Below are 25,718 nucleotides of genomic sequence, written 5' to 3' on the forward strand. Positions count from 1 at the left end.
TCCGCCCCGGCGCAGCCGCACCGGGCTATGTTTAGTCCATGGTGTCTGCCGACAGCAACGCACTGAATGACCCAGAACCCGAAGGGTTCGGTTCAGCGCTGGTCGATGAAGCCGCCCGCCGGGACGCGGCCCTGGACAACGTGGACTGGACCGCCGTGCCCGACGGCGCCGCGCGCGGCACTTTCGATGCGCCCAGCGGAACACTCGCCACCCTCTCCATGGGCACACCGGGAAATCCCCGGGTGCTCTTGATACCGGGGGCCACGGGATCCAAGGAAGATTTTGTGCTGATGCTGCCCGAGCTCGCCGCTGCCGGGTACTACGTCCTGAGCTGCGACATCGCCGGACAGTACGAATCCGCCGCGGCAGGCCCCGAAAACCTCGCGCCGCCCAGCGCGCACTACGATTACGATCTGTTCACCAACGACCTTCTCGCCATGCTCGACGCCGAGGACGCGCCCGCGCACGTCGTGGGGTATTCCTTCGCCGCGATCTTCGCCCAGCTGGCTTTCACCCGGCGCCCGGAAAAATTCCGCAGCCTCACCCTGCTCAGCTGCCCGCCCGAACCCGGCCAGAGCTTCCGCGGCGTCCAGCGCGTCGGCCGGTTCAGCGGCCTGATCAGGCCGCGGGTCGGCGCCGCCCTGATGATCTGGGGCATCCGGGTCAACGTCGTGCGCGTCCCGCCCAACCGGATTCGGTTCGTGAACCACCGGTTCCGTTTCACCCGCCGGAGCTCCGTGCGCGACATCATCGGACTGATGCAGCACGCACCCGACCTGAGGACTGAACTGGCCGCGGCGCCGCTGCCGAAGTTCGTCGCCGTCGGGGAACATGACCTCTGGCCGCTGGCGCTGCACCGACGCTTCGCACAGGCCATCGGCGCCCGCATCGCGGTCTACCGGGGCGGACACAGCCCGAGTGAGACCTCGCCGCACCAGATGAGCCGCGACCTGATCGCACTGTACAGATCCTCGTAACGCTGTACAGGTCCGCCTAGCCCGCGTGGTCACGTTCCCATTGCCGCCGCCGGCGGCGGCGTCGGAACGGACCCTCCTGCTTGAATTCGACACTGAACGTGGTCCACGCCATCGACAGGCGGCGCCCGACGGCGGCCCAGCCCGCCAGCGGACGCGCGGAGACTTGGACGCGCAGGGTGGGGTCGGCGATCACCTTGACGTCGGGCGGGATCTGGTAGGAAATGTCCAGGTCATCGTGGACCCGCGGAAGCCCACGGTGGACGGAACCCCGGATCCGATCCCAGACCTCGGACCGCAGGGCGAAATTCGAGCCAAACAGCGGCGGATGGCCCAGCAGCCAGCCGATGGCCCAGAAATATCCGGGAATGTACACGCTGGTGCCCACCCACCGGGCGAACCGGTTTTCGCCGTAGAAATCCCCGGGTCCGGACACTGCGGACAGCGGGCCCGCCGTGTCAAGGATTGCCTCGACCCGTTCCAGCCAGTCGGCCGGCGGGATCGAGTCCGTGTCCAGCCGGGCGATCAGCCCGGAGCGGGCTTCATCGAAGCCGTAGGCCGTGGAGGCTGCGATGCCGGGGAGTTCGACGGCGATCCGCCGGGCGCCCGCGGCGGCGCAGACCGCCGCGGTGTTGTCCGTGCTGGCGTTGTCCACCACCACGATTTCGTCGGCCTGACGGGTCTGGTCCGCGAGCGCTGCGAGGCAGACGGCGAGCATGTCGGCGTCGTTCCGGGTGGGGATAACCACCGAGATTGTTGTCATGGTGCCCCGACTATAGCCCCGGCACCTGACGAAATGCCCGCGTTGGCCTCTTGCACCATGGCCCCCGGACCCGTAGGTTGGGCAACAGCGGACGAATGTCTCCGCAGCCGTTGGCCTCCGGGCCGCCGGAGATCAGCAGCATTTCAGAAGGATATGGCATGGCTACAGGCACAGTTAAATGGTTCAACGCCGAAAAGGGTTTTGGCTTCATTGCCCCGGATGACGGGTCAGCCGACGTTTTCGCCCACTACTCGGCAATCGCCAGCAGCGGCTACCGCTCCCTGGACGAGAACCAGAAGGTCGAGTTCGACGTCACCCAGGGCCCGAAGGGCCCGCAGGCTGAGAACATCCGCCCGCTCTAAGGACTCCGGATAGCAGCACCGGCCATCCGGCCGCCATGCTTTCCCCAAGACCACAAACGCCCCCCGCGAGGATTTCCTCGGGAGGGGCGTTTGTCGTGGGGGCGTGACTCGTTCAGCCGACGTGGACCCACGGCCGCCGGGTCACGTCCGGTTCCGCCTCCCGCAGCACTTCACGGGTCACCGGCGCGATTTCCCCTTCGCCAAACGCCAGGAACCGGAGCAGGTTGGTGACCGGGTTGCCTTCGGTCCAGCGGAAGTAGACGTGCGGCATCAGGCCCGTCACATCGCGGATGTGGAGCAGGACGGAGGCGATCGTGTTCGGGACCACGGGACCGTGGACTTCCAGGATCCGGTAGCCGTGCCGGGTGATCCCGCGGACGACGAGCTCCGTCTCGAAGTCGGAGGAATCGTCCACCACCACTTCGAGGAACAGGGCCTCGTAATCCAGCGGCAGATGGCTGACCTCCATAGCGGACTCCAGTTTCTGCCGGTAGGCCTCCGCGGTCATGCGGAGCGGTTCATGGGCGATGATCCGCAGCGGCCCCTCCAGCTCATCGGACATGAATTCGAGGGCTTCCCGGTCCAGATGGACGTGGGTGGCGTGCAGCTCGAACGAGCGCCGGACCCGCGACAGCAGCGAGATGACGATGATCCCCAGGATGAAGATCGAGGCGATCCGGATGCCTTCCGGCCGTTCGATGATGTTGGCAACGGTGGTGTACACGAACACAACGGCGATGGCACCGAACCCGGCCGTGCGTTTGCGTTGCCTCTTTCGCCGGGCCGACAGGGTCACGGCCACCGCCGCCGAGGTCATCAGTACCAGCACGCCGGTGGCGTAGGCGCCGCCCTGGGCGTCGACGTCGGCGTCGAACAGCCAGGTGACCAGGAACCCGACCAGGGTAAACACGAGCACCAGCGGCCGGACGGCACGGGCCCACCCAGGGGCCATCCCGTAGCGGGGAAGGTACCGGGGTACCAGATTCAGCAGCCCGGCCATCGCGGAGGCCCCGGCGAACCAGAGGATCGCGATGGTGCTGATGTCATAGACCGTACCGAATCCAACCCCCAGATATTCGTGGGCCAGGAACGCCAGCGCGCGCCCGTTCGCCTGCCCGCCGGGCTGGAATTCCTGCTCCGGGATGAGCACCACGGTGGTGAAACTGCTGACGATCAGGAAGCTGCTCATGATGACCGCCGCCGTCGTCAGCAGATTGCGGGTACCTACGATGCGGCCGGCCGGGTTATCCTCGGTATCGCCCGCGCGTCCCCGGATTTGCGGCATGACGGCCACGCCCGTCTCGAATCCGGAAAGGCCCAGCGCAAGTTTGGGGAAGACGAGCAGGGCGAAGCCGACAGCCAGCAGCGGGTTACCGTGCGACGTGGCGATAGCCTGCCACCAGTTGTCCACGGCAACGGGGTGCGTGAACACCTCACCGACCGAAACGGCCAGCACGACGACGTTCAGGCTCAGGTACACGGCGACGATCAGGACCGCGACGCCGATGGCCTCCTTGAAACCGCGCAGGAAGACTGCACCCAGCATCGCCAGCAGGAACAGCGTGACCGGCACGTTCTGTCCCTGCAGCCAGCCTGGGACAACCGGGTTCTGAATCAGGTGCGCCGTGGCGTCCGCCGCCGACAGCGTCATGGTGATCATAAAGTCCGTTGCGGCAAACCCCAGCAGGACCAGGACCAACAGCTTTCCACCCCAGCGCGGCATCAGCCGCTCAAGCATCGCGATGGAACCCTCGCCCCGGTGGCTCTCGCCCGCCACGCGCCGGTAGACGGGCAAAGCGCCCAGCAACGTGATGGCGACGAGCACGAGGGTCGCGAGCGGCGAAATCACGCCCGCGGCGAGCGCGGCGATCGCCGGCTGGTATCCCAGGGTGGAGAAATAGTCGACGCCGGTCAGGCACATCACCTGCCACCACGAGTGCTTTTTCTCATGTGCTGTGGGCACTCCGCCCGGACCCTGGTGGGTGCCCTTGCTGTCCTGCAGCCCGAACAGCAGCCAGTTCTTCAGCGTGGCGATTCGCGGCGGACGGGGAGCTGAGGGGTCTGCCGGCGGGCGGCTCAGGGTGGTCATATCGTGCCTTCCTCGCGGCACGCTGCGGCGCACCGCACTGCGGTTACAGCCGAAGCTAGCACCGGTCCGGCGCGGTTTCCCCTGCTACCGGCTGATCTTGACGAATCCTTGACGCCTGTTCGGCCAGGTCCCCAAGGCAGCGTCAAGAATCCGTCAAGATTCGGCCCGCCGGCATCAAGGATCCGTAAGTCCCTACGCTTTCGTCTCTTCGGAGGACTTGACTGGACTTAGCCCCGCAAACGGGGCGCAGATGAAAGGAACCTGCAATGGCCGATCTGGCTGTTATCGGAATCCTCATGGTGTCCATGGGGTTCGTCATGTGGATCGGCCACGTCCTGGCCGGGATGGTCGGCGGTCCCGGGGACCGGCCGGAGGGTGAACGATGAGCGCCGACGCGATCATGTGGCTCGTGCTGCTGATCGCCGGGATAGCCCTCTTCGGCTACCTTCTGGCGGTCCTGATCCATCCCGAGAAATGGTGAGCGGATCATGACCTTCAACTACGCTTCCTTCATCGTCCAAGTGGCGGCGCTTCTCATTGTTCTGGCAGCCTTGCACAAGCCCTTCGGCATCTACCTGGCCCGGGTTTTCGAGGGAACCACGTCCAGTCGGCCGGAGCGGCTGTTCTACCGGCTTGCCGGGGTCGACGCCGGAACTGAACAGACCTGGTCCGTGTACCTGCGCAGCGTTCTGGCGTTCTCGGCTGTCTCCATTCTGGCCGTGTTCGCCCTCCAACGGCTGCAGGGCGTCCTCCCGGGCAGCGGTTCCCTGCCGGGGGTGGACCCGTGGGTGGCGATGAACACCGCGATTTCCTTTGTGACCAACACGAACTGGCAGACCTACGTCCCGGAGGCCACGGTCGGCATTTTCGTGCAGATGTGTCTGCTCGCGGTGCAGAACTTCCTCTCCGCCGCCGTCGGTATCGTCGTCGTCGTCGCCTTCATCCGCGGCATCGTCCGCACCAGGACGCAGCGGCTGGGCAACTTCTGGGTGGACCTGGCCCGGACGTCGTTCCGGATCCTGCTGCCGATCGCGTTCGTCGCGGCAGTGGTGATGGTCCTGGGCGGGGTGGTGCAGAACTTCTGGCCCACCGACGTCACCAACCAGGCGGCGGGAATCAGCCAGAGCATCCCCGGTGGGCCGGTCGCGTCCCAGGAGGCCATTAAGGAACTCGGCACCAACGGCGGCGGGTACTTCAATGCCAACTCCGCGCACCCGTTCGAGAACCCCAATGCCCTCATCAGCCTCTTCGAGGTGTTCCTGCTCCTGCTTATTCCCTCGGCTCTGCCCTACGCCTTCGGCAGGATGGTGGGTGACCAGAAGCAGGGCTACACAGTGGCCGCGGTGATGGGCGCTCTGTGGCTGGCATCGGTTTCGCTGATGGGCTGGGCCGTGGCTTCCGGCCAGGGAACAGCCACGGCGGCGGCCGGTGGGCTGGGCGAGGGATTTGAACAGCGCTTCGGACCGGTGCCGGGCGCGATCTTCGCCGCGTCCACCACGCTGACCTCCACCGGCGCCGTGAACACCGCCCACGATTCCCTGCCGCCGCTGGCCGGCGGCGTCGCCATGGTGAACATGATGCTTGGCGAGGTCGCCCCCGGCGGAACCGGTTCCGGGCTCTATGGTCTGCTGATCCTGTCCATCATTTCTGTCTTCATCGCAGGCCTCATGGTAGGGCGAACCCCGGAATACCTGGGCAAGAAGATCGGCCCGACGGAAATGAAGCTCGCCGCCATGTACATCCTGGTGACTCCGACCCTTGTGCTCGCGCTGGCCGGTATCACCGTCCTGCTGCCGGGCATCTTGGCCAACGCCCCGGCATCAGGGCCGCACCAATTCAGTGAAGTGCTCTACGCCTTCACCTCCGGGGCGAACAACAACGGCTCCGCGTTCGGCGGCATCACCACCTCGGGCCCGTTTCTCTCGGTCATGATGGGCCTGGCCATGCTGCTGGGCCGTTTCCTTCCGATTGTCCTGGTCCTTGCCCTCGCCGGCTCCCTCGCCCGGCAGGGCAAGATTCCCGCCTCAGCCGGCACCGTCCCCACTCACGGCCCGCTTTTTGGCGGTCTCCTGCTGGGCGTGACAGTGATCCTGACCGCCCTGAGCTACTTCCCGGCCCTTGCGCTCGGCCCCCTCGCAGAAGGACTCCTGAAATGACCCCGTCCAGCACGGACACCGCCGCCGCCACGTACGCGGACGGCAACCCCCTCGGCACCCCCGGCGAACACAAACACCACACCAAGGCACCGGCCAAACTGACGCTCGGGTCCGTCGCCGCCGCACTGCCCCTCGCAGTCCGGAAACTCTCCCCGCGGCAGATGATCCATTCCCCCGTCATGTTCACCGTGCTGGTGGGCGCCGCCCTGTGCACCGCGATCTCGGTGTACCGGCCCTCGGTGTTCGGCATCGCCGTCACCGCCTGGCTCTGGCTCACCGTCCTCTTCGGCACCCTGTCCGAATCCATCGCCGAGGGCCGCGGAAAGGCCCAGGCCGAGAGCCTCCGCGCCAGCCGCAAAGGTGTCCAGGCCCGGCTCCGGCAAGCCGACGGCACCGACAAAGAGATCCCCGGAACGGAGCTTCGGCGGGGCGACGTCGTGATCTGCGAAGCCGGGGACGTCATCCCCTCGGACGGCGAAATCATCGAGGGCCTGGCCAGTGTCGACGAATCAACCATCACCGGCGAATCAGCCCCGGTGATCCGCGAATCCGGCGGAGACCGGTCCTCGGTCACCGGCGGCACCCGGGTCCTCTCGGACCGGATTGTCATCCGCATCACGGCGGAGCCCGGACAGACGTTCATCGATCGGATGATCAAGCTGGTCGAGGGTGCCGTCCGGCAGAAGACCCCCAACGAAATCGCACTCCACGTGCTGCTGGTGTCCCTGACCATCGTGTTCCTGGCCGTCACCATGTCCCTGGCCCCGTTCGCCGCACTGGCCGGCGCCACCCCGTCCCCGATCGTGTTGGTGGCCCTGCTGGTCTGCCTGATCCCCACCACCATCGGTGCCCTGGTACCGGCAATCGGCATCGCGGGTATGGACCGCCTGGTCCAGCACAACGTCCTTGCCACGTCCGGCCGCGCCGTCGAGACCGCAGGGGACATCACCACCCTCCTGCTGGACAAGACCGGAACGATCACCTACGGCAACCGTCGCGCCGTCAACTTCTTCCCCGCCAGCCATGTGGAGAGGACCCGGCTCATCGAAGCGGCCCGTGTCTGCAGCCTGGCGGATGAAACCCCCGAGGGCCGGTCCATCGTGGACCTCGCCGCGGACAAAGGCGCCACCGGATCCGATTTGGTGACCCTCGAACGCAGCTCCGGCGATTTTGCCGTGGTACCTTTCAGCGCCAGCACGCGCATGAGCGGACTTGACCTTGACGGGCTGCAGATCCGCAAAGGCGCCGCTTCCACTGTGGCTGCCTTCGTTGCCGAATACGGCGGCCACACCCCGGCGGAGGTCGAGCAGCGGGTCAAGGAAATCTCGGCCCAGGGCGGTACACCCCTGCTGGTCGCCCAGGTGGGTAAAGGCGGCCGCGCGGAGATTCTGGGAACCATCCATCTGGCCGACGTCGTCAAGCCGGGTATGCACGCCCGCTTCGCCGAACTGCGGCAAATGGGCATCCGGACCGTGATGATCACCGGTGACAACCCCATCACCGCCAAGGCGATTGCCGCCGAGGCCGGGGTCGATGACTTCCTGGCCGAAGCAACCCCCGAGGACAAACTCGCGGTCATCAAGAAGGAGCAGGCCGCAGGGCGCCTCGTGGCGATGACCGGGGACGGCACCAACGACGCCCCGGCGCTGGCCGCGGCGGACGTCGGCGTCGCGATGAACTCAGGCACCCCGGCCGCGAAGGACGCCGCCAACATGGTGGATCTTGACTCCGACCCCACCAAACTCATCAACATCGTCGGCATCGGCAAGCAGCTGCTCATCACCCGCGGCGCGCTGACCACCTTTTCCGTGGCGAACGACGTCGCCAAGTACTTCGCGATTGTACCGGCCCTGTTCACTGCGGCCTTCCCGGGCCTCGGGCTGCTGAACATCATGGGCCTGTCCACGCCGGCCTCGGCGATCTTGTCCGCGGTGATCTTCAATGCCCTGATCATCATCGCCCTGGTCCCGCTGGCCCTGCGCGGCGTGAAGTACCGTGCCGTGTCGGCCAACCAAGCCCTAAGCCGGAACCTGCTGGTCTACGGACTCGGCGGGCTCGTCGCCCCCTTCATCGGCATCAAGATCATCGACCTGATCATTTCCCTCATTCCCGGAATTGGCTAGGAGCCCGCCCTCATGAACATCCTTACCGGCTATCTCCGCCAGGCAGGAACCGCCCTGCGTTTCCTTGTCCTTGCCACCCTCGTCCTCGGACTGGCCTACCCTCTGTCCGTCTTCGGCGTCGGACAGCTGATCGCCCCCTATCAGGCCAACGGCTCGATCATCAAGGACGCCGCCGGCGCCCCGGCGGCGTCCGCACTGATTGCCCAGGCCAGCGCCGATGACAACGGCGCCCGGGATCCGCGGTGGTTCCACGCCCGGCCGTCGGCCGTCGCCTGGGACCCGGCATCGTCCTCGGCCAGCAACCTGGGCCCCAACGAGCCCAAGCTCCTCGAGGCCGTCACCGCGAACCGGTTCACCGTCGCCGCCGCGGAAGGCATCAACGAGTCCGAGGTTCCGGCCGACGCCGTCACGGCAAGCGGGTCCGGGCTGGACCCTGATATCTCGCCGGAATACGCCGGGCTGCAGGTGGCCCGGGTGGCCGCGGCGCATGGCCTGGACACTGAAGCCGTGGCGTCGCTGGTGGACCGGCACACGAGCAGCGGGTTACTCGCTTTCCTGGGCCAGCCGTCCGTCAACGTGACCTCGCTGAACCTGGCGGTCGCTGAGGCCTCGCAAGCGTCGCAGCCGGCACAATCCGAGTGAGAGAATGACGGCATGGCACGTGGAACGCTGCGGATTTTCCTGGGGGCCGCGCCCGGAGTCGGCAAGACCTACGAGATGCTCGAAGAGGCGCACCGGCTCGGCAAGCGCGGCGAGGATGTCATCGTCGCGCTTGCCATGGACCACGGACGCAGCGAGACGCGGGCGCTGCTGGAGGGGCTGGAAATCATACCCCCGAGGCGCATGCCATACCGGGGCACCGAATTTGAGGAAATGGACCTGGACGCCGTCCTCGCCCGGGCACCCGGAACGGCGATCGTGGACGAGTACGCCCACTCCAACATCCCGGGGAGCCGAAACCCCAAACGCTGGCAGGACGTCGACGAGCTGCTCGACGCGGGAATCGACGTCCTGTCCACGGTTAACATCCAGCATCTGGCATCGCTGGGCGACGTCGTCAGCGCGATCACCGACGTCCACCAGGCGGAGACGGTACCGGACGACGTCGTCCGCCGGGCCGATCAGATCCATCTCGTCGACATCTCCCCCGAGCTGCTGCGGCAGCGCCTGGGCGACGGAAAGATCTACGCCCCCGAGAAGATCGATGCGGCACTCTCGAACTACTTCCGTCTGGGCAATCTCACCGCACTGCGGGAGCTGGCGCTGCTGTGGCTGGCCGACCGTGTGGATGAGGGCCTCGCCAAGTACCGGGCGGAGCAGGGTATCGAGGAAAGCTGGCCGGCCAGGGAGCGGATCGTGGTGGGCCTGACAGGCGGCCCTGAAGGGGAGGTCCTGATCCGCCGCGGCGCCCGGATCCTCAACCGCGTCAGCGGCGGTGACCTGCTGGCGTTACACGTTCGGGCCTCGGACGGGGTCGCCAGCGAGTCCCCCCAGGCGCTCGAAGCCCAACGCCATCTGATCCAGGACCTGGGCGGCAGTTACCACATTGTGACGGGTGAGGATCCGGCCGGGGCCCTGCTGGACTTCGCCCGCAGCGTCAACGCCACCCAGATCGTCGTCGGCATCTCCCGGCGCAAGAAGATCTCCGCTTTGCTGGGAAACCTGCTTGGCGGAGGCGTCGGCACGCGGGTTGTGCGCGATTCCGGCGACATCGACGTCCACATGGTTTCCCACCCGCTGGGCGGGCATGGCACCCGGCCGTCCCGGCAACGCGATCTGGGCCGCGTCCGGGTGACGGTCGGCTTCATTCTGGCCGCGCTCCTCCCGGCCGTGCTGCAGCTCCTGCTGCTGGTCCTGAACCCTGAGCGCAACGTGGCCACCGTGATGCTGGTCCAGCTAAGCGGTTCCATCGGGGTGGCACTCGTCGGCGGACTCTGGCCCGCGATCCTCGCCGCACTCTGGAGCAGCCTGCTCGTCAATTACTTCTCCACCCCGCCAGTCGGGACCCTCACCATCAGCGATCCGCAGAACCTCCTCGCCCTGCTGGTGTTTGTGGGGGTTTCGGCAGCCGTGGCGGTCGTTGTCGACTTGTCGGCCCGGCGGTCCAAGGAAGCTGCCCGCGCCCGTGCGGAAGCCACGACCCTCAGTGACCTGGCCAGGAGTGCATCCGGCGCCGACGATACGGTCCGGGCCCTCCTGGAGCAGGCACTAGGCGTCTTCCAGGTCCGGGGGGCCGCCATCTTCAGCCTCGCTGATTCCCGGAGCGACGGAGGGGCTTCTGGCGCCAACGGGCGGAAGTGGAGGCTGCTTGCCGCAGCCGGGGACCTTGCCGCAGGCGACACCGAACGGGGCGGCGCCGACGGCGAGAACATTGAAGAGATCGATTCCTCGACGCGCCTCGTGCTGTTCGGCCGGATCCTGCCAGCGAGTGACCGGCGCCTGCTGGGGGCCTTCGGAGTCCATCTGAATGCCCAACTGGAACGCCAGCAGCTCGCGGCCAGCCGCCGTCAGATGCTGCGCCTCGCCGAAAGCAATACCATCCGAACGTCCATCCTCCGTGCCGTGTCCCATGACCTCCGCACTCCGCTGGCCGGAATCAAACTCGCCGTCGGCGGCCTGCGCCGCGACGGCGCCCGGTATACCCCGGACGAACAACAGGAGCTGCTCGCGACCATCGAGGAATGCTCGGACCGGCTGGACGGCCTGGTGGGCAACCTGCTGGATATGTCCCGAATCAGCGCCGACGCCGCCCACCCCTTGCTCAAGCCCGTGCGCTGGTACGAGGTCATCCCGGACGCCCTGCGCGCCGTGCCGGAGGGGCGTGCCCGGGTGGAACTGCCCGCCAACATGCCGGAAGTCGACGCGGATCCCGGGATGCTTGAGCGCGTCATTGCCAACGTCGTCGAAAACGCCGTGAAGTACGCGCCCGACTCCGACGTCGTCCTGGTCGGCGCGGGGGGCGGGCTCAGCCCGGTTACCCTCGAAGGCCGCCCGGCAGGAGAACTGCGCATCATCGATCACGGCCGGGGAATCCCGGCAGAGAGGGTCGTGGAAATGTTCCGGCCGTTCCAGCGTCTGGACGACGCCCCGCAAACTACCGGCATCGGCCTGGGCCTGGCCGTGGCCAAGGGGTTCACCGACGCCATGGGCGGAAGCCTGACCGCCGAAGCAACACCCGGGGGCGGCCTCACCATGGTCATCCGGCTGCCGCTGTCCACCGGCATGCCTTTCGAGACACGCCGCCAACAGGCCCCCCTGGAACCGCAGTCCGCCATGGACCACCGGCGTCACACCCTGCCGCTCAGTGCGTCCGGAACGGACGCCGGATGACCGCCGTCCTGGTGGTCGACGACGACCCTCATCTGCTCAGGGCCCTGCGGATCACCCTGCAGGCCCACGGCTACGATGTGACCACCGCGGCTGATGGCCATTCGGCCCTGCTGGCGGCCACCCAGCACCCCCTGGCACTTGTTATCCTGGACCTCGGCCTGCCGGACTTGGACGGCACCTCCGTGATCCGGGAACTCCGGACCTGGAGCCGGGTGCCCGTTCTGGTGCTGTCCGCCCGCCACGGTTCCGAGGACAAAGTGGAGGCCCTGGACGCCGGAGCCGACGACTACATCACGAAGCCGTTCGGCCTGGATGAACTCCTGGCGCGGCTGCGCGCCCTGCTGCGTCGCAGCGCCGACCCGGATCAGGAACCCGTAGTCACTACAGATGCGTTCACCGTGGACCTGGAAAAACACCGCGTCACGCGGGACGGCCAGGACATCCGGCTTACTCCGACCGAATGGAAAATGCTCGAGGTGCTGGTCCGGAATCCGGAGAAACTCGTCACCCAGCAGCAGCTCCTGTCCGAGGTCTGGGGTCCGGCTTATGCCAAGGAGACCAACTATCTCCGCGTGTATATGGCCCAGCTCCGCCGCAAGCTGGAACCGGAGACCGCCGCTCCGCGGCACCTGATCACAGAGGCGGGGATCGGTTACCGTTTCCTGCCCTGACGCCGGCCGGGTGCCGCAGTTGCCCGGCCCCGGCCCGGCCTTAGACGAACGCGGACTTCCCGGTCACGGCCCGGGCCACGATCAATGAGTTGATCTCGTAGCTGCCCTCGTACGTGTACAGGACTTCGGCGTCGCCAAAGAGTTTGCCCATTTCGTAGTCGCTGCTGATCCCGTTGCCGCCCATCAGTGAGCGTCCCATCGCCACCGACGCCCGGGCCAGCCGGGTGGTGGTGGATTTGGCCATCGCGGCCTGGACCATCTCGAGCTTGCCGTCTTCCTGGATCCGGGCCAGCTGCGCCATCAGCGATAGGGAGGCGGACGCGTTGCCCAGGATTTCGGCCAGCTGCTGCTGGATCAGCTGGAAGCGCGCCAGCTCCTTGCCAAACTGTTTCCGCTCCAGCGAGTAGGAACGCGCGACGTCGAACGCGGCCAGCTGGATGCCGGCGGCCTGCCAGCCCACCCAGGCGCGCGAATCGCGGAGCAGTTCGTTGGCTTTGGAGAAGTCCGTGGCGCCCGGGAGCAGGTTGGACTGCGGGATGCGGACCTCGTCGAGCACGATGTCCGCGTTCTGCATGATCCGCAGCCCGATCTTGTTCGCGATCTTGGTGGCAGTGTAGCCGGGACGGTCCGTCTCCACGATGAAGCCCTTGATCTGCTGGTCCGCCACATCCCGTGCCCAGACCAGGGCGAAGTCCGCAATGGTGCCGGCACCGATCCAGCGCTTGGCACCGCTGATCACCCACTCACCGCCCTCCAGCCGGGCCGTCGTCGCCAGCCCGCCGGCGATGTCGGAACCATGGTCCGGCTCGGTCAGCGCAAAGGCGCCGATCTGGGTCAGGGCCGTCAGGCCCGGCAGCCAGCGTGCCTTCTGCTCCTCGGAGCCGAGCTGGTCGATCATGCCGACGATCAGCTCGTTGTGGATCCCGACGAGCGCCGAGAGTGACACGTCGGCGCGTGCCACCTCGACATACATCAGTCCCTTGAACAGCTTGGAAGTGCCGTCGGTCTGCAGTCCGCCGAGGCCGTACTTGCCGAGTTCGGCGAGCAGCCCGAAGGGGAATTCCTCGCGGTTCCAGTAGTCGATCGATGCCGCCCGGATCCGGGATTGGAGGAAATCGCGGATTTCCTGGTAGCGGGCCTGCTCCGCCGGAGGCAGCAGGTCCACGATGTACATCAGGTCGGCGTCCGGGAAGGGCGGGGCGGTTACGCCTCCCGGCGCTGCTTCGTCCCCAGTGACCTTCTGTCCGCTGGCACGTCCTTGTGGCTGCACGGGCATGTATCCCTTCGTAGTGAACCGGTCATGAACCGGTCCGGCTCTTCCAAACCCTTGGATGTCCTAGTATATTGCACAGTGATGGGGATCACTAGGCAACGGTGGATCTCCGGGCAACGGCGCCGGGCCTGAAACGGCTGCGCCACCAGACGTCGAAAGGTGCACCATGACAGTCACTGAGGAATTCCGCGCAGCACGCGACCGGATGCTTGGCCTCCGCACGGACTACGAGGCGGCGCGCACCGAATTCCAGTGGCCGCGTTTTGAGCACTTCAACTTCGCGCTGGACTGGTTCGACCAGATCGCGGCGGACCCGGCCAAAGCCGGCAAGCCGGCCCTCGTCATCGTCGAGCAGGACGGCTCCGCCACGCGGCGCAGCTACGCAGACCTCTCCCGCCGCTCCGCCCAGGTGGCCAACTGGCTGCGCGGCCAGGGTGTGCGGCGCGGCGACCGGATGATCATCATGCTCGGCAACCAGGTGGAACTCTGGGAACTGATGCTCGCCGGGATCAAGCTGGGCATCGTCATGATCCCCACCACTACCCTGATGGGGCCTGCCGACCTGAAGGACCGCGTGGAGCGCGGCGGGGCGAACTGGGCCGCCGTCGGAAGCGCCAATATCGGGAAGTTCGCCGAGGTCCCGGGCGACTACACGCTGATCGAAGTCGGCGCCGGCAGCGCGGCCGCCGATGAAAACGTCCTGCAGTACGCAGCCTCGGCCGGTTCGGGCGATGAGTTCACGCCGGACGCGCCGACCCTGGCCGACGAGACCCTGCTGCTCTACTTCACCTCGGGCACCACGTCCAAGGCCAAGCTGGTGGAGCACACGCACACCTCCTACCCGGTGGGCCATCTGTCCACCATGTTCTGGATCGGCATGGAACCCGGCGACGTGCACCTGAACGTGGCCTCCCCCGGCTGGGCCAAGCACGCCTGGTCCAACGTGTTCACGCCGTGGATCGCCGAAGCCTGCGTCTTTATCTACAACTACGAGCGCTTCGACGCCAAGGCGCTCATGGAGCAGATGGACCGCGAAGCAGTCACGAGCTTCTGCGCCCCTCCCACGGTGTGGCGCATGCTCATCCAGGCCGACCTGACCCTGCTCAAGAACCCGCCCACCAAGGTGGTGTCCGCCGGGGAGCCGCTCAACGCCGAAGTGATCGACCAGGTCCAGCGCGCCTGGGGCCAGACCATCCGCGACGGCTTCGGCCAGACCGAATCCACGGTGCAGATCGCGAACACCCCGGGCCAGCCGATCAAGATCGGCGCCATGGGCAAACCCCTGCCGGGTTACGACGTGGTCCTCGTGGACCCCGCCACCGGCGCGGAAGGCGACGACGGCGAGCTCTGCCTGCGCCTTGACCCCCGCCCCGTCGGGTTGATGAAGGCGTACTACGGGGACCCCGACAAGACGGCGGAGGCGTTCCGCGACGGCTACTACCACACGGGCGACATGGCGAGCCGGGACGAGCGCGGCATCATCACTTACGTGGGCCGCGGCGACGACGTCTTCAAATCCTCCGACTACCGGCTGTCCCCGTTCGAGCTGGAAAGCGTGCTGATCGAGCACCCGGCGGTGGCCGAGGCCGCCGTCGTCCCCTCCCCGGACGCGCTCAAGCTCTCCGTGCCCAAGGCATTTGTGGTCCTGGCCGCCGGGCACGAGGCCGGCCCGGAGCTGGCCGAGGACATCCTGCGCTACTGCCGCGACCACCTGGCACCGTTCAAGCGGATCCGCCGGCTGGAGTTCGCCGAGCTGCCCAAAACCATCTCGGGCAAGATCCGGCGCGTGGAGCTGCGGCACAGCGAAGAACTGCGCCACGGCGGCGGGACGGTCCCGGCGGGTCTCGGCACGGAGTACTCCGAGGCGGACTTCCCGGGGCTGAAAAGCCCGGCCGAAAAGCTAGGCTGAACCCCATGAAACTCAGGACAAGAAGCTGGGGGTGCCGTGGCAACGCCCCTGCCGCGTGATCCGATCGCCGACGCCCGGCTGAACTGGGAACGGCACGGCTGGTCCGACGTCGCCGCGCCCATGGCTGCCATCACCGCCATCATGCGGACCCAGCAGCTCTTGCTGGCCCGGATCGAAGGGGTCCTGAAGCCGTTCGGGCTGACGTTTGCCCGGTACGAGCTCCTGGCCCTGCTGAGCTTCGCCCGCAGCGGCGCGCTGCCCATGAACAAGGCAAGCGCGCTGCTGCAGGTCCACCCCACCTCGGTGACGAATGCCGTCGACCGGCTCCAGCAGGCGGGGCTGGTCCTCCGCTCGCCGCATCCCACCGACGGGCGCACCACTCTCATTGAGCTCACCCCGGAGGGGCGGACGCTGGCCAAACGCGCGACGGCGGCACTCAACACCGAGGTGTTCGCCCAGTCAGGCTTCGCGGAGCAGGATGTCGACCAGCTGATCCGGATCCTGGGCACCTTCCGCCGCAATGCCGGCGACTTCAGCGAATGATCCGCCCGAACTGAACGGACCGACCAACGCTGACCGCCCGTCACACTGCAGTGACGGGCTCCGCGGCCCCAGGAGACGACTCATGCAGCCGAACGCCTATTCCCGCCCCGATGACCGGGAGCTGCTCCGCGCATCCCTGCGCCTGCTCTCCGGCAGGTTCCGGCCCGCCGTGCTCTTCGCCGGGCTGGCCAGCGGCGAGCGGCTGCAACTGACGGACTTCCTGGGCACCGCGACGTCCAGCCTGCACCAGGTGGTGGTGGTCCCCGGAGCCGGCCTCGGCGGCCGGGTCTTCGCCCAGCGCCGGCCGTTCCTGGTGGAGGACTACATCGCATCCGAGGGAATCACCCATGAATACGATCTCGCCGTCAGGCGGGAACGGTTGACCTCGATGGCGGCCGTCCCCGTGGTGGTCAAGGGCACGTCGCGGGCGGTGCTGTACGTCGCCAGCCGCGACAGTGCGCCACTGGGGGAAACTGCTGTGCGCGAGGCGATGGCGGCTGCCGCCGAGATTGCCGGGGAACTCCGCGTCCGTGACGAGGTGGACCGCAGGGTGTCGATTATCGACACGGCACGGGCCGAGCCCGCCCTGACCCTTGACCGGAGCTGGCTGGAGCACGTCCGGGAGGCCCACGCCGAGCTGCGCTCCCTGGCCGGCTCGGTGTCCGACCCTGACCTGGCACGGCAGTTGGACATTATCGGCAGCCATCTGGCGCCGCCGCCCGCGGATGGGGTCCACCCGACGGCACGGCTGGCCCGCCGGGAACTCGACGTGCTGGCGCAGGTGGCACTCGGCTGCTCGTACCAGGAAACCGCGGAGCGCCTCGGGCTGAAGGCCGTGACCGTCAAAAGTTACCTGCAGAACGCCATGGCCAAATTGTCCGCGCACAACCGGCTCGAGGCCGTGTCCGCGGCCCGCCGGCTGGGACTCATCCCGTAGAGCGGGGCTGCCGGATTTCACCGGCAGCCCCGCTCCCCCAATGGCAGTTCTCCCACAACAGGATCCCTGGGCTTCGAATCCTCCTAGTGCCGGGAGGCGGGCTCCGCGGCTCCGGCGGCGCTTACGGTTGCGGACACATCCGGCGTCGCGCCTTCCAGTCCTTGCTTTTCGCGGTTGGGCAGGAAGAGGGTGCACAGCACGCTGAACACGCCGATTCCGGCGAGCAGGAATCCGACGGACCACGCCCCGGACGTCCCGGCTAGCTGGGCGGCCACGAGCGGCACGATGCCGCCGCCGACGACGCCGGCGAGGTTGTAGCCCATGCCGGCGCCGGTGTAGCGGTAGCGGGTCTCGAACAGTTCGGGCAGCAGCGCCCCGGCGGGACCGTAGGCGATGGCGAAAATGACGAGGGTGACCGTCAGGCCGACGGCGAACGCGAAGACGGTGTTTGCGCTCAGGATCGGGAACAGCGCCAGGGACCACGGCACGGCGAGGATGCAGGAGGTGGCGATGACCTTCTTGCGGCCGAAGCGGTCCGAGAGAATGCCGGAAGCCAGGGTCGCGGCGGCGACGAAAACGGAAGCGACCATGCCGGTGCTGAGCACTTCCACCCGGCTCAACTGCATGCCGGTGGGGCTCGAGGCGTAGCTGGTGAGGTAGGCGGTGCCCATGTAGAAGAAGGCAAACACCAGGGTCAGCGAGCCGCCGGCGAGCAGGATTTCGCGCGGCTGGCGCTTGATCGATTCGAGGACGGGAAGCTTGGTGGTGGTGTGGACGGTGGTGGCGGCGTTTTTGAACACCGGGGTTTCCTCGATGCTCAGCCGAACCCACAGGCCCACGAGTACCAGCACTGCGCTGAGGATGAACGGCACGCGCCAGCCGATGGAGATGAACGCCTCGGACTTGTCCCCGAGGGTGAGGTTGGTGATCAGGAAGGTGCCGCTGGCCAGGAAAAAGGCCACCGACGGACCAATCTGTGGAAAGGATCCGAAGAGGCCCCGCTTGCCCTTGGGCGCGTATTCGGCGACCAGCAAGGTGGCCCCGGCCCACTCTCCGCCCACGGCGAGGCCCTGCACGAAGCGCAGTACCACCAGGATGATCGGGGCGGCCACGCCGATTGTGTTGGCGTCGGGGATGAAGCCGATCAGCACGGTGGCGATGCCCATCATGAGCAGCGTGGTGATGAGGGTTTTCTTCCGGCCGATCCGGTCGCCGAAGTGGCCGAAGATGATGGCGCCCACCGGGCGGGCGAAGAAGGCGACGGCGAAGGTGCCGAAGGAGGCGATCGTGCCCGCGGCGGCCCCGAGCGCCGGGAAGAAGACGACGGGGAAGACCAGGGCAGCCGCGGTCCCGTAGATAAAGAAGTCGTAGAACTCGATGGTGGTGCCGGCGAAGCTGGCGAAGGCGACCTTGCGGAGTGTCCTGCGGCTGGGCGGCGCCTGCAGCCCGGCCGGCGAACTCGGTGAAACTGAAGTCATGGCGATCTCCTTTGATGTCAGACTCGGTGCACTGCTTTGTGACTCAGCTCACCGTAACCAAAGCGTGGACATCCAACTACCTCCTAAAAGAGGTAGCTGGGATGAGCGCCGGGCCGCCCGGGCGGTCCCCTAGACTTCGGAAAGAAACCAACCCTGAAACTAGAGGAGCGCAATGATTCCGGAGATCAACATCTGGGCGGTACTGCTGGCCACCCTGTCCAGCATGGTGGTCGGGTCCGTCTGGTACACGCCGAAGGTATTCGGCAACTACTGGATGCGCGTCGCCAAGGTCACGCCCAGCGGTGACGCGAAGGACGCCGTGAAACCGATCCTGGTCACCCTCGTCGTGAGCTTCATCAGCGCAGCGGTCCTGGCCGGATCAGCCGCCATCTCACAGCACTTCTACGGCGGGAACTTCCTGGCCAACACCCTGGTCACCGCCGTGATCCTCTGGGCCGGCTTCACGGCGGCCCGGTTCATCACCCACGACGCCTTCGAGGGCCGCCCGGCCGGGCTGACGGTCCTGAACTGCGCCCACGAACTGGTGACTTTGGCGGTGATGGCGCTCATCATCGGGTTGTTCGGGATCAGCGCGGCCTGACGACGCGTAAAAAGCCCTGCCGCTGCCTGACGGGCCTCGCGACGCGCAAAAGCCCTGACGCTACGGGAATAACGTGGCGTCAGGGCTTTTGCGCGTCGTGGAGCGTTAGCCGAAGCGCAGGAAGGTCGCGCGCCCCTGCCTAGCGGTGCGTGAAGTCCGGCTGGCGCTTTTCGGTGAACGCCGCCATGCCTTCCTTCTGGTCCTCGGTGGCAAACAGCGAGTGGAAGACGCGGCGTTCAAACAGCACGCCCTGGGCCAGGCCGGTCTCGAAGGCCGCGTTGACTGCTTCCTTGGCCACCATCGCCACCGGCTTGGACTTGGAGGCAATCACCTCGGCGGCTTTCAGGGCCTCCTCGACGACGTCGGCGGCCGGCACCACGCGGGACACGAGGCCGGCGCGTTCGGCTTCTTCGGCGTCCATGAAGCGTCCCGTCAGGATCATGTCCATGGCCTTGGATTTGCCCACGGCGCGGGTGAGTCGCTGTGAGCCGCCCATCCCGGGCAGGACGCCCAGGTTTATTTCCGGCTGGCCGAATTTGGCGTTGTCCCCGGCGATGATGAAATCGCACATCATCGCCAGCTCACAGCCGCCGCCGAGGGCGAAGCCGGATACTGCCGCGACCACGGGGATGCGCAGCCGCGTGAAGTCTTCCCAGCCCCGGAACCAGTCCGCCGCGTACATGTCCATGTAGCCCTTGGACTGCATTTCCTTGATGTCCGCGCCCGCCGCGAAGGCTTTGGCGGAACCTGTCACCACCACGGCGCCCACGTCCGGATCGGTGTCCATGGCCGTCACCGCGGCCACGAGGTCGTCCATGGTGGCCTTGTTGAGGGCGTTCAGCGCTTCGGGCCGGTTGAGCGTCACGAGCCCCACCCGGCCGCGCCGCTCCACCAGAATGTTTGTGTACTGCTCCGTCATGCCTGTCCCCTCGGCTGCTGTTGAGAAAAGTTTGCTGTTCAGAAAGGTTGCTGTTCAGAAATGCTTGGTCTTCGGCCGGCTAGTGGCCGGATTTGTCCCGGATGTCGGTGATGATGCCGGAGAAGTCCCGGCCCGCCCCGCCTTCCGCGGCAAAGGTATCGTAGATTTCGGAGGCGAGCGGCCCCAGCCGGGCGGCGACGCCGGTGCTTTCCAGGGCGTTGAGGGCCAGTTTGAGGTCCTTGGCCATCAGCGCCCCCGCGAAGCCGGGCTGGTAGTCGCGGTTGGCCGGGCTGGTGGGCACCGGCCCCGGGACCGGGCAGTTGGTGGTCAGCGCCCAGCACTGGCCCGAGGCCGCAGAGGCGACGTCGAACAGGGCCTGGTGCGTGAGCCCCAGCTTCTCCCCGAGCACAAAGGCTTCACTGACGGCGATCATCGAGACGCCGAGGATCATGTTGTTGCAGATCTTCGCGGCCTGCCCGGCACCGTGTTCCCCGCAGTGCACCACCCGCTTGCCCATGACTTCCAGCAGGGGTTTGACCGCTTCGAAGTCCTCCGGAAGTGCCCCCACCATAAACGTCAGGGTGCCGGCCTCGGCCCCCACGACGCCGCCGGATACCGGAGCGTCAACGGCCCGGTGACCGGCCGCGACGGCCAGGTCGGCTGCCTCGCGCGCCTCGTCCACGTTGATCGTGGAGCAGTCCAGGAAGAGCGTGCCCGGAGGGGTGATGTCCAGCAGGCCCGGCCGGCCTGCGTTGTCTGGGCGGTTGGGGGTGCCGCGGTAGGCGTCCAGTAGGTGCTGGCCGCTGGGCAGCATGGTCAGCACGACGGCGGCGCCGGCTACCGCTTCCACCGCCGTGTCCGCGGTGGTGATGCCGTGGGCACGGGCGGTTTCCAGTGCGGCCGGCACCGGATCGAAGCCGGTCACCGAATAGCCGGCCTTGACCAGGTTGATGGCCATGGGTCCGCCCATGTGGCCGAGGCCCAGGAAAGCGATGGTGCCGGCGTGGGCCGGTCCGGACCCTGTTGCTTCAGACCCCGTTGCTTCAGACCCCGTTGCTTCAGACATTGTCCCGCTCCTTCGAAAGGTTCAGTTCACGGTCGCCCAGCGGCGCGAAATAGGATTCGACGTCGCCACGGCTGACTTCCGCCAGGCTGGCCGGCTGCCAGTGCGGGTCGCGGTCCTTGTCCACCACCTGCGCCCGGATGCCTTCGCGGAAGTCGGGGCCGGCCAGGAACCGCAGTCCCACCCGGTATTCCTGCTCGAGGGCTTCCTCGAGGCTCAGGCCTGTGGCCCGGCGCAGGGATGCCAGCGCCACTTTCACGGCGGTCGGTGATTTGGTTTCGATCGTGTCGGCGACGTCCGAGGCTTCCCCGCCCACCGCGCGCAGCCGCCGCAGGATCTCTTCGGCGTCGTCGCTCGAGTAGCAGGCGTCAATCCATTCCTGCTGCGCTGCGAGGACAGAGCCCGGGGCTTCCCCGGCGAAGCGTGCGACGGCGGCGTCCACCGGCTCGTTCTCCAGCGCCTCCTCCAGCGCAGGCAGGCTTGCGGACGGCACAAAGTGGTCCGCGAGCCCCAGGAACAACGCGTCGGAGCCGCTCAGGTGCGCCCCGGTGAGGGCTGCGTGGGTGCCGGATTCGCCCGGCGAGCGGGAGAGCAACAAGGTTCCGCCGACGTCGGGCACAAAACCGATCGTGGTCTCCGGCATGCCCATCCGGGTGCGTTCGGTGACGATCCGGACCGAGCCGTGCGCGGAGATCCCCACCCCGCCGCCGAGGACCAGTCCGTCCATCATCGCCACGTACGGCTTGGGGTACTCGGAAATCAGCAGGTTCAGCCGGTATTCCTCGGCCCAGAAGCCGGCGGTCGCGTCGCCGCCGTCGAGCATGTCCCGGTAGATGGCCACGATGTCGCCGCCGGCGCACAGCCCCCGGTCGCCGGCGCCGCGGACCAGCACGGCGGCCACGGCGTCGTCGTCCGCCCAGAGGGTGAGCTGCTCCAGCATGGCGGACGCCATGCCGGCGGTGAGCGCGTTGACGGCGTTGGGCCGGTTGAGCGTGACCACGGCGAGCCGGCCGCGCCGCTCGAACAGCACCTCCGCGGGCGGGGAATCCCCGGAGTGCTTCCCCGCCATCAGCTGCCTTCCGGCATCACGAAGCTGGCACCGGTGCGGATACCGGAGGGCCAGCGGGTGGTGACCGTCTTGGTCTTGGTGTAGAAGCGGAAGGCGTCCGCGCCGTGCTGGTTGAGGTCGCCGAAGCCGGAGGCTTTCCACCCGCCGAAGGTGTAGTAGGCGATCGGCACCGGGATGGGGACGTTGATGCCCACCATGCCCACCTGGACCCGGCTGGCGAAGTCGCGGGCGGAGTCGCCGTCGCGGGTGAAGATGGCCACGCCGTTGCCAAACTCGTGCTCGCTGCACAGGCGCAGGGCCTCGTCGTAGTCCTCCGCGCGGAGCACACTCAGCACCGGGCCGAAGATCTCTTCCTTGTAGATCGTCATGTCCTTGGTGACGTTGTCGAACAGCGTGGGTCCGACCCAGAAGCCGCCGTCGTAACCCTCCACCTTGAGGCCGCGGCCGTCGGCCAGCAGCGTGGCGCCCTCGTCGACGCCGGCCTGGATGTAGCCTTCAATCCGTTCCTTCGCGGATGCGGCCACCACCGGGCCGAAGTCCGAGTCCTTCGCGAGGCTGTGGCCCACCTTGAGGTCCGCGATCCGCTCCTCTAGCTTGGCGACGAGAGCGTCGCCGGTGGCCTTGCCGACCGGCACGGCCACCGAGATGGCCATGCAGCGTTCGCCGGCGGAGCCGAAGCCGGCACCCATCAGGGCGTCCGCTGCCATGTCCAGGTCCGCGTCCGGCATGATCACCATGTGGTTCTTGGCGCCGCCGAAGCACTGGGCGCGCTTGCCGTTCGCGGCTGCCGTGGCGTAGATGTACTGGGCGATCGGCGTGGAGCCCACGAAGCCGATCGCCTGCACGCGGGGGTCCTCCAGCAGGGCGTCCACGGATTCCTTGTCACCGTTGACGACGTTGAAGACGCCGGCGGGCAGGCCGGCCTCGGTGAAGAGCTCGGCGAGGCGCAGCGGCACGGAGGGATCGCGCTCGGACGGCTTGAGGATGAAGGAGTTGCCCGCGGCGAGGGCCGGGCCGGACTTCCAGAGCGGGATCATGGCCGGGAAGTTGAAGGGGGTGATGCCGGCGACGACGCCGAGCGGCTGGCGCAGCGAATGAACGTCAATGCCGGTTCCGGCGCTGTCCGAGAATTCGCCCTTGAGCAGGTGCGGGGCGCCGGCGGCGAATTCCACGACCTCGATGCCGCGCTGGATGTCACCCTTCGCGTCGAGGAAGGTCTTGCCATGTTCCGAGGAGAGCAGGGTGGCAAGTTCGTCCAGGTTCTGGTTGACCAGGTCAACGAACTTGAGCAGGATCCGGCCGCGGCGCTGCGGGTTCATGGCCGCCCACTCGAGCTGGCCCTTCTCCGCGTTGGAGACCACGTTGCGGACCTCTTCGGTACTGGCCAGCGGCACCCGGGCCTGGACCTCGCCCGTGCACGGATCGTAGACATCGCTGAAGCGCCCGGAGGTGCCTTCAACATGCTGTCCGTCAATGTAGTGGGATAGTTCGCGAACCATGATGGAATGCTCCTTTGCACCGTGTGATTGACGTGGTGACGGCCAGGCCGCCTGTGACCCACATCATCTTCTGCTCCTGAATATACTCGGACTTCCTACTAAATTCCAGAGGGCCTCCAGCCGGCGGGCAGCTTCGTCCGGCAGCCAAGTTCGGTAAGTTAGGGAGTGTGAAGATAGCTACCTGGAATGTGAATTCGCTCCGTGCCCGCGCCGACCGTGTTGAAGCGTGGCTTCAGCGCACCGACTGTGATGTCCTGGCCATCCAGGAAACCAAGTGCAAGGACGACAATTTCCCCTGGGAGCTGTTCGAGAACATGGGCTACGAGGTGGCGCACTTCGGGCTGAGCCAGTGGAACGGCGTGGCCATCGCCTCCCGGGTGGGACTCGACGACGTCGAACGCACCTTCGTTGACCAGCCGGTCTTCGGCAAGAACGGCAAGGACGCCGTGCAGGAGGCCCGCGCGATCGGCGCCACGTGCGGCGGCATCAGGGTCTGGAGCCTCTATGTCCCCAACGGCCGGGCCCTCGACGATGAGCATATGCCATACAAACTCAGCTGGCTGGACTCCCTGCGGAACCATGCCGAAGGCTGGGTGCGGGACGATCCCGAGGCGCAGATTGCCCTGATGGGCGACTGGAACATTGCCCCGCAGGACGACGACGTCTGGGACATCGACTACTTCCGCGCCGAGGGCCTCACCCACGTGAGCGACCCCGAACGCGCCGCCTTCCACGCCTTCGAAGAGGCCGGCTTCCAGGACGTTGTCCGCCCGCACACCCCCGGGCCCGGCGTGTACACCTACTGGGATTACACGCAGCTGCGCTTCCCGAAGAAGGAAGGGATGCGGATCGATTTTGTCCTGGCCTCCCCCGCTCTGGCCGCCCGGGTCACCGGCGCCGCGATCGACCGTGAGGAACGCAAGGGCAAGGGCGCCTCGGACCATGCCCCCGTGATCGTGGAGTTGAGCGACTGATGTGCGCCGCCCAGCGAATCGAGGTGGTCCCATGACAGGAAACCTCTACCGCGGACAGGCCGGGCTGCCGTTCTCCTCGGCACTGCGGGTCTACGAGCCCTTGGCGGCGTTTCCCGAGGAGCAGCAGGGCGCCCTGCGCACGGCGGGAGCCCGGAGCGTTTCCCGGGCGGCCGTCGAAAACGCCGAGCTGCTCGCCTCCCTGGGCCGCATAACGCGCCAGGGCGGAGACCCGTTCCCCACCGGGGCGACGGACCTGGTCCGTGTCCTGGCGGCACCCCGGAAGAGCCCGCCGCCGGCACCGCCGGCCAACGACGGCGGCACAGTTACCCCCGGCGCCGGGAACCCCGACGCCGGGCCGCAGGACAGCCTGCTGTACTGTCCCAGCCAGCTGGTGCTCCGCGCCGGGCTGGCGGCCAACGCCTTGATGGAGGGCATCCACGGGCCGCTGGCGCAGTTGCTGATCCCCGAAGAGCAGCGCGATCGGCACCAGGAGCGCATCGATGATGTGCGGGCGCATGCCGGGCTGGGCCGGGTGCACACCCGGGCCTCCACGTGGGGCATCCCGTTCAGTTGGTTCTGCCTGTTCCAGGAATCGGATCCCACGGACGTGGTGGAATCCGAGGGGCACATTGTCACCGTGCGGATCCGGGCGACGATCGGCGAAGCCCTGGAGCGGGTCCGCTATGCGGTGGCCCACCTGGCCCTCGCCGCACCGGACTTGGACATGCTCGAGGACCTGACGCAGCTCACCGAATGGCTGGAACTCTTCCACCCGGAGTCGGTGGTGGAGCTGGACTACGGCGCCGTGGCGGACAAGGTCTACCCGGATGACTCGCCGATGGATGTGCGGCTGGGCATTGAATGCCTGGCCGAAGGGGACATGACCGGGGCGGCTGCCGCCTACCGGCGCCTGGCGTCCCGCTGGATTCCGATCCGGCAACTGGCCCGCGCGTCCTGACGTCCCCGCGCTTTTAGTACGTTGCCG

At 67.3% G+C, this 25,718-nt stretch carries 22 protein-coding genes; 14 read left to right on the forward strand and 8 right to left on the reverse strand.

The window, feature by feature from the left end; genetic code table 11:
* Nucleotides 1-38: 38 nt before the first annotated feature.
* Nucleotides 39-977, forward strand: coding sequence for an alpha/beta fold hydrolase (locus tag ASE96_RS06685; protein ID WP_082492619.1), 939 nt, complete (start codon nucleotides 39-41; stop codon nucleotides 975-977).
* A 16-nt stretch (nucleotides 978-993) separates the two neighbouring features.
* Here ASE96_RS06685 and ASE96_RS06690 read toward each other — a convergent pair whose 3' ends face one another.
* Nucleotides 994-1,737, reverse strand: coding sequence for a glycosyltransferase family 2 protein (locus tag ASE96_RS06690; protein ID WP_056427804.1), 744 nt, complete (start codon nucleotides 1,735-1,737; stop codon nucleotides 994-996).
* Nucleotides 1,738-1,895: 158 nt separating this feature from the next.
* Here ASE96_RS06690 and ASE96_RS06695 point away from each other — a divergent pair, with 158 nt between their 5' ends.
* Complete coding sequence (locus ASE96_RS06695; RefSeq protein ID WP_013599688.1) at nucleotides 1,896-2,099, forward strand: cold-shock protein; 204 nt, start codon at nucleotides 1,896-1,898, stop codon at nucleotides 2,097-2,099.
* Nucleotides 2,100-2,211: 112 nt separating this feature from the next.
* Here the strand turns inward: ASE96_RS06695 and ASE96_RS06700 are convergent, their stop codons facing one another.
* Nucleotides 2,212-4,188, reverse strand: a complete 1,977-nt coding sequence (locus ASE96_RS06700) for a hypothetical protein (RefSeq protein WP_056427807.1) — start codon at nucleotides 4,186-4,188, stop codon at nucleotides 2,212-2,214.
* 382 nt (nucleotides 4,189-4,570) lie between these two features.
* On the opposite strand from ASE96_RS06700, the gene ASE96_RS18780 reads away from it, so the two are divergent.
* From ASE96_RS18780 to ASE96_RS06725, 6 genes are read left to right on the forward strand one after another with little or no spacing between them, the layout of a single operon-like run.
* Nucleotides 4,571-4,669, forward strand: a complete 99-nt coding sequence (locus ASE96_RS18780; protein ID WP_082492620.1) for a potassium-transporting ATPase subunit F — start codon at nucleotides 4,571-4,573, stop codon at nucleotides 4,667-4,669.
* Between the two features lie 7 nt (nucleotides 4,670-4,676).
* The gene (kdpA, locus tag ASE96_RS06705) at nucleotides 4,677-6,344 is read left to right on the forward strand and encodes a potassium-transporting ATPase subunit KdpA (RefSeq protein WP_056427810.1); all 1,668 of its coding nucleotides are present in this window, start codon (nucleotides 4,677-4,679) and stop codon (nucleotides 6,342-6,344) included.
* Nucleotides 6,341-8,467: a potassium-transporting ATPase subunit KdpB gene (gene kdpB, locus ASE96_RS06710; RefSeq protein ID WP_056427814.1), complete on the forward strand. Its 2,127-nt coding sequence runs from the start codon at nucleotides 6,341-6,343 to the stop codon at nucleotides 8,465-8,467. Before kdpA ends, kdpB begins: the two co-directional genes overlap by 4 nt.
* A gap of 12 nt (nucleotides 8,468-8,479) precedes the next feature.
* Nucleotides 8,480-9,109, forward strand: a complete 630-nt coding sequence (gene kdpC / locus ASE96_RS06715; RefSeq protein WP_056427817.1) for a K(+)-transporting ATPase subunit C — start codon at nucleotides 8,480-8,482, stop codon at nucleotides 9,107-9,109.
* A 12-nt stretch (nucleotides 9,110-9,121) separates the two neighbouring features.
* On the forward strand, nucleotides 9,122-11,797 hold the full coding sequence (locus ASE96_RS06720; RefSeq protein ID WP_056427820.1) for a DUF4118 domain-containing protein: 2,676 nt from the start codon (nucleotides 9,122-9,124) through the stop codon (nucleotides 11,795-11,797).
* Complete coding sequence (locus tag ASE96_RS06725) at nucleotides 11,794-12,468, forward strand: response regulator (RefSeq protein ID WP_056427824.1); 675 nt, start codon at nucleotides 11,794-11,796, stop codon at nucleotides 12,466-12,468. Before ASE96_RS06720 ends, ASE96_RS06725 begins: the two co-directional genes overlap by 4 nt.
* Nucleotides 12,469-12,508: 40 nt before the next feature.
* Here ASE96_RS06725 and ASE96_RS06730 read toward each other — a convergent pair whose 3' ends face one another.
* Complete coding sequence (locus tag ASE96_RS06730) at nucleotides 12,509-13,744, reverse strand: acyl-CoA dehydrogenase family protein (protein ID WP_082492621.1); 1,236 nt, start codon at nucleotides 13,742-13,744, stop codon at nucleotides 12,509-12,511.
* Between the two features lie 163 nt (nucleotides 13,745-13,907).
* On the opposite strand from ASE96_RS06730, the gene ASE96_RS06735 reads away from it, so the two are divergent.
* From ASE96_RS06735 to ASE96_RS06745, 3 genes are all read left to right on the forward strand, one after another.
* Complete coding sequence (locus tag ASE96_RS06735) at nucleotides 13,908-15,650, forward strand: AMP-binding protein (RefSeq protein ID WP_056427826.1); 1,743 nt, start codon at nucleotides 13,908-13,910, stop codon at nucleotides 15,648-15,650.
* Nucleotides 15,651-15,686: 36 nt separating this feature from the next.
* The gene (locus ASE96_RS06740) at nucleotides 15,687-16,193 is read left to right on the forward strand and encodes a MarR family winged helix-turn-helix transcriptional regulator (protein WP_056427830.1); all 507 of its coding nucleotides are present in this window, start codon (nucleotides 15,687-15,689) and stop codon (nucleotides 16,191-16,193) included.
* Between the two features lie 82 nt (nucleotides 16,194-16,275).
* Entirely contained in the window at nucleotides 16,276-17,130 is an 855-nt protein-coding gene (locus ASE96_RS06745) for a LuxR C-terminal-related transcriptional regulator (protein ID WP_056427833.1), read from the forward strand.
* 83 nt (nucleotides 17,131-17,213) lie between these two features.
* Here ASE96_RS06745 and ASE96_RS06750 read toward each other — a convergent pair whose 3' ends face one another.
* Nucleotides 17,214-18,608, reverse strand: a complete 1,395-nt coding sequence (locus ASE96_RS06750; protein WP_056427835.1) for an MFS transporter — start codon at nucleotides 18,606-18,608, stop codon at nucleotides 17,214-17,216.
* Between the two features lie 172 nt (nucleotides 18,609-18,780).
* Between ASE96_RS06750 and ASE96_RS06755 the strand changes: the two genes are divergently transcribed.
* A complete protein-coding gene (locus ASE96_RS06755; RefSeq protein WP_056427838.1) occupies nucleotides 18,781-19,209 on the forward strand; it encodes a DUF1761 domain-containing protein in 429 nt (142 codons plus the stop codon).
* Nucleotides 19,210-19,348: 139 nt separating this feature from the next.
* On the opposite strand, the gene ASE96_RS06760 is transcribed toward ASE96_RS06755, so the two are convergent.
* The 4 genes from ASE96_RS06760 to ASE96_RS06775 form a co-directional block, all read right to left on the reverse strand.
* Entirely contained in the window at nucleotides 19,349-20,128 is a 780-nt protein-coding gene (locus tag ASE96_RS06760; RefSeq protein WP_056427840.1) for an enoyl-CoA hydratase, read from the reverse strand.
* 79 nt (nucleotides 20,129-20,207) lie between these two features.
* Entirely contained in the window at nucleotides 20,208-21,194 is a 987-nt protein-coding gene (gene mmsB, locus ASE96_RS06765; RefSeq protein ID WP_268753745.1) for a 3-hydroxyisobutyrate dehydrogenase, read from the reverse strand.
* Complete coding sequence (locus ASE96_RS06770; protein ID WP_056427843.1) at nucleotides 21,187-22,260, reverse strand: enoyl-CoA hydratase/isomerase family protein; 1,074 nt, start codon at nucleotides 22,258-22,260, stop codon at nucleotides 21,187-21,189. Before ASE96_RS06770 ends, mmsB begins: the two co-directional genes overlap by 8 nt.
* Nucleotides 22,260-23,759 (reverse strand): CoA-acylating methylmalonate-semialdehyde dehydrogenase, encoded by a 1,500-nt coding sequence (locus ASE96_RS06775; protein ID WP_056427846.1) that lies wholly within the window; start codon nucleotides 23,757-23,759, stop codon nucleotides 22,260-22,262. The genes ASE96_RS06770 and ASE96_RS06775 overlap by 1 nt, the downstream gene beginning before the upstream one ends.
* A gap of 167 nt (nucleotides 23,760-23,926) precedes the next feature.
* Here ASE96_RS06775 and ASE96_RS06780 point away from each other — a divergent pair, with 167 nt between their 5' ends.
* Both ASE96_RS06780 and ASE96_RS06785 read left to right on the forward strand, forming a co-directional pair.
* On the forward strand, nucleotides 23,927-24,733 hold the full coding sequence (locus ASE96_RS06780) for an exodeoxyribonuclease III (RefSeq protein WP_056427849.1): 807 nt from the start codon (nucleotides 23,927-23,929) through the stop codon (nucleotides 24,731-24,733).
* Nucleotides 24,734-24,764: 31 nt separating this feature from the next.
* Nucleotides 24,765-25,691, forward strand: coding sequence for a hypothetical protein (locus tag ASE96_RS06785; RefSeq protein WP_056427852.1), 927 nt, complete (start codon nucleotides 24,765-24,767; stop codon nucleotides 25,689-25,691).
* Nucleotides 25,692-25,718 lie beyond the last annotated feature (27 nt).

This window comes from Arthrobacter sp. Leaf69 (genome assembly GCF_001422645.1).
GTDB lineage: Bacteria > Actinomycetota > Actinomycetes > Actinomycetales > Micrococcaceae > Arthrobacter.

What these genes read in the sequence shown, in the direction of transcription:
- ASE96_RS06685 (WP_082492619.1), top strand. Translation starts at nt 39, where the DNA reads ATGGTGTCTGCCGACAGCAACGCACTGAATGACCCAGAACCCGAAGGG.
- mmsB (WP_268753745.1), bottom strand. Translation starts at nt 21,194, where the DNA reads ATGTCTGAAGCAACGGGGTCTGAAGCAACGGGGTCTGAAGCAACAGGG.
- ASE96_RS06750 (WP_056427835.1), bottom strand. Translation starts at nt 18,608, where the DNA reads ATGACTTCAGTTTCACCGAGTTCGCCGGCCGGGCTGCAGGCGCCGCCC.
- kdpC (WP_056427817.1), top strand. Translation starts at nt 8,480, where the DNA reads ATGAACATCCTTACCGGCTATCTCCGCCAGGCAGGAACCGCCCTGCGT.
- ASE96_RS06690 (WP_056427804.1), bottom strand. Translation starts at nt 1,737, where the DNA reads ATGACAACAATCTCGGTGGTTATCCCCACCCGGAACGACGCCGACATG.
- ASE96_RS06785 (WP_056427852.1), top strand. Translation starts at nt 24,765, where the DNA reads ATGACAGGAAACCTCTACCGCGGACAGGCCGGGCTGCCGTTCTCCTCG.
- ASE96_RS06735 (WP_056427826.1), top strand. Translation starts at nt 13,908, where the DNA reads ATGACAGTCACTGAGGAATTCCGCGCAGCACGCGACCGGATGCTTGGC.
- ASE96_RS06760 (WP_056427840.1), bottom strand. Translation starts at nt 20,128, where the DNA reads ATGACGGAGCAGTACACAAACATTCTGGTGGAGCGGCGCGGCCGGGTG.
- ASE96_RS06770 (WP_056427843.1), bottom strand. Translation starts at nt 22,260, where the DNA reads ATGGCGGGGAAGCACTCCGGGGATTCCCCGCCCGCGGAGGTGCTGTTC.
- ASE96_RS18780 (WP_082492620.1), top strand. Translation starts at nt 4,571, where the DNA reads ATGAGCGCCGACGCGATCATGTGGCTCGTGCTGCTGATCGCCGGGATA.
- kdpB (WP_056427814.1), top strand. Translation starts at nt 6,341, where the DNA reads ATGACCCCGTCCAGCACGGACACCGCCGCCGCCACGTACGCGGACGGC.
- ASE96_RS06730 (WP_082492621.1), bottom strand. Translation starts at nt 13,744, where the DNA reads ATGCCCGTGCAGCCACAAGGACGTGCCAGCGGACAGAAGGTCACTGGG.
- ASE96_RS06755 (WP_056427838.1), top strand. Translation starts at nt 18,781, where the DNA reads ATGATTCCGGAGATCAACATCTGGGCGGTACTGCTGGCCACCCTGTCC.
- ASE96_RS06775 (WP_056427846.1), bottom strand. Translation starts at nt 23,759, where the DNA reads ATGGTTCGCGAACTATCCCACTACATTGACGGACAGCATGTTGAAGGC.
- kdpA (WP_056427810.1), top strand. Translation starts at nt 4,677, where the DNA reads ATGACCTTCAACTACGCTTCCTTCATCGTCCAAGTGGCGGCGCTTCTC.
- ASE96_RS06745 (WP_056427833.1), top strand. Translation starts at nt 16,276, where the DNA reads ATGCAGCCGAACGCCTATTCCCGCCCCGATGACCGGGAGCTGCTCCGC.
- ASE96_RS06725 (WP_056427824.1), top strand. Translation starts at nt 11,794, where the DNA reads ATGACCGCCGTCCTGGTGGTCGACGACGACCCTCATCTGCTCAGGGCC.
- ASE96_RS06695 (WP_013599688.1), top strand. Translation starts at nt 1,896, where the DNA reads ATGGCTACAGGCACAGTTAAATGGTTCAACGCCGAAAAGGGTTTTGGC.
- ASE96_RS06720 (WP_056427820.1), top strand. Translation starts at nt 9,122, where the DNA reads ATGGCACGTGGAACGCTGCGGATTTTCCTGGGGGCCGCGCCCGGAGTC.
- ASE96_RS06700 (WP_056427807.1), bottom strand. Translation starts at nt 4,188, where the DNA reads ATGACCACCCTGAGCCGCCCGCCGGCAGACCCCTCAGCTCCCCGTCCG.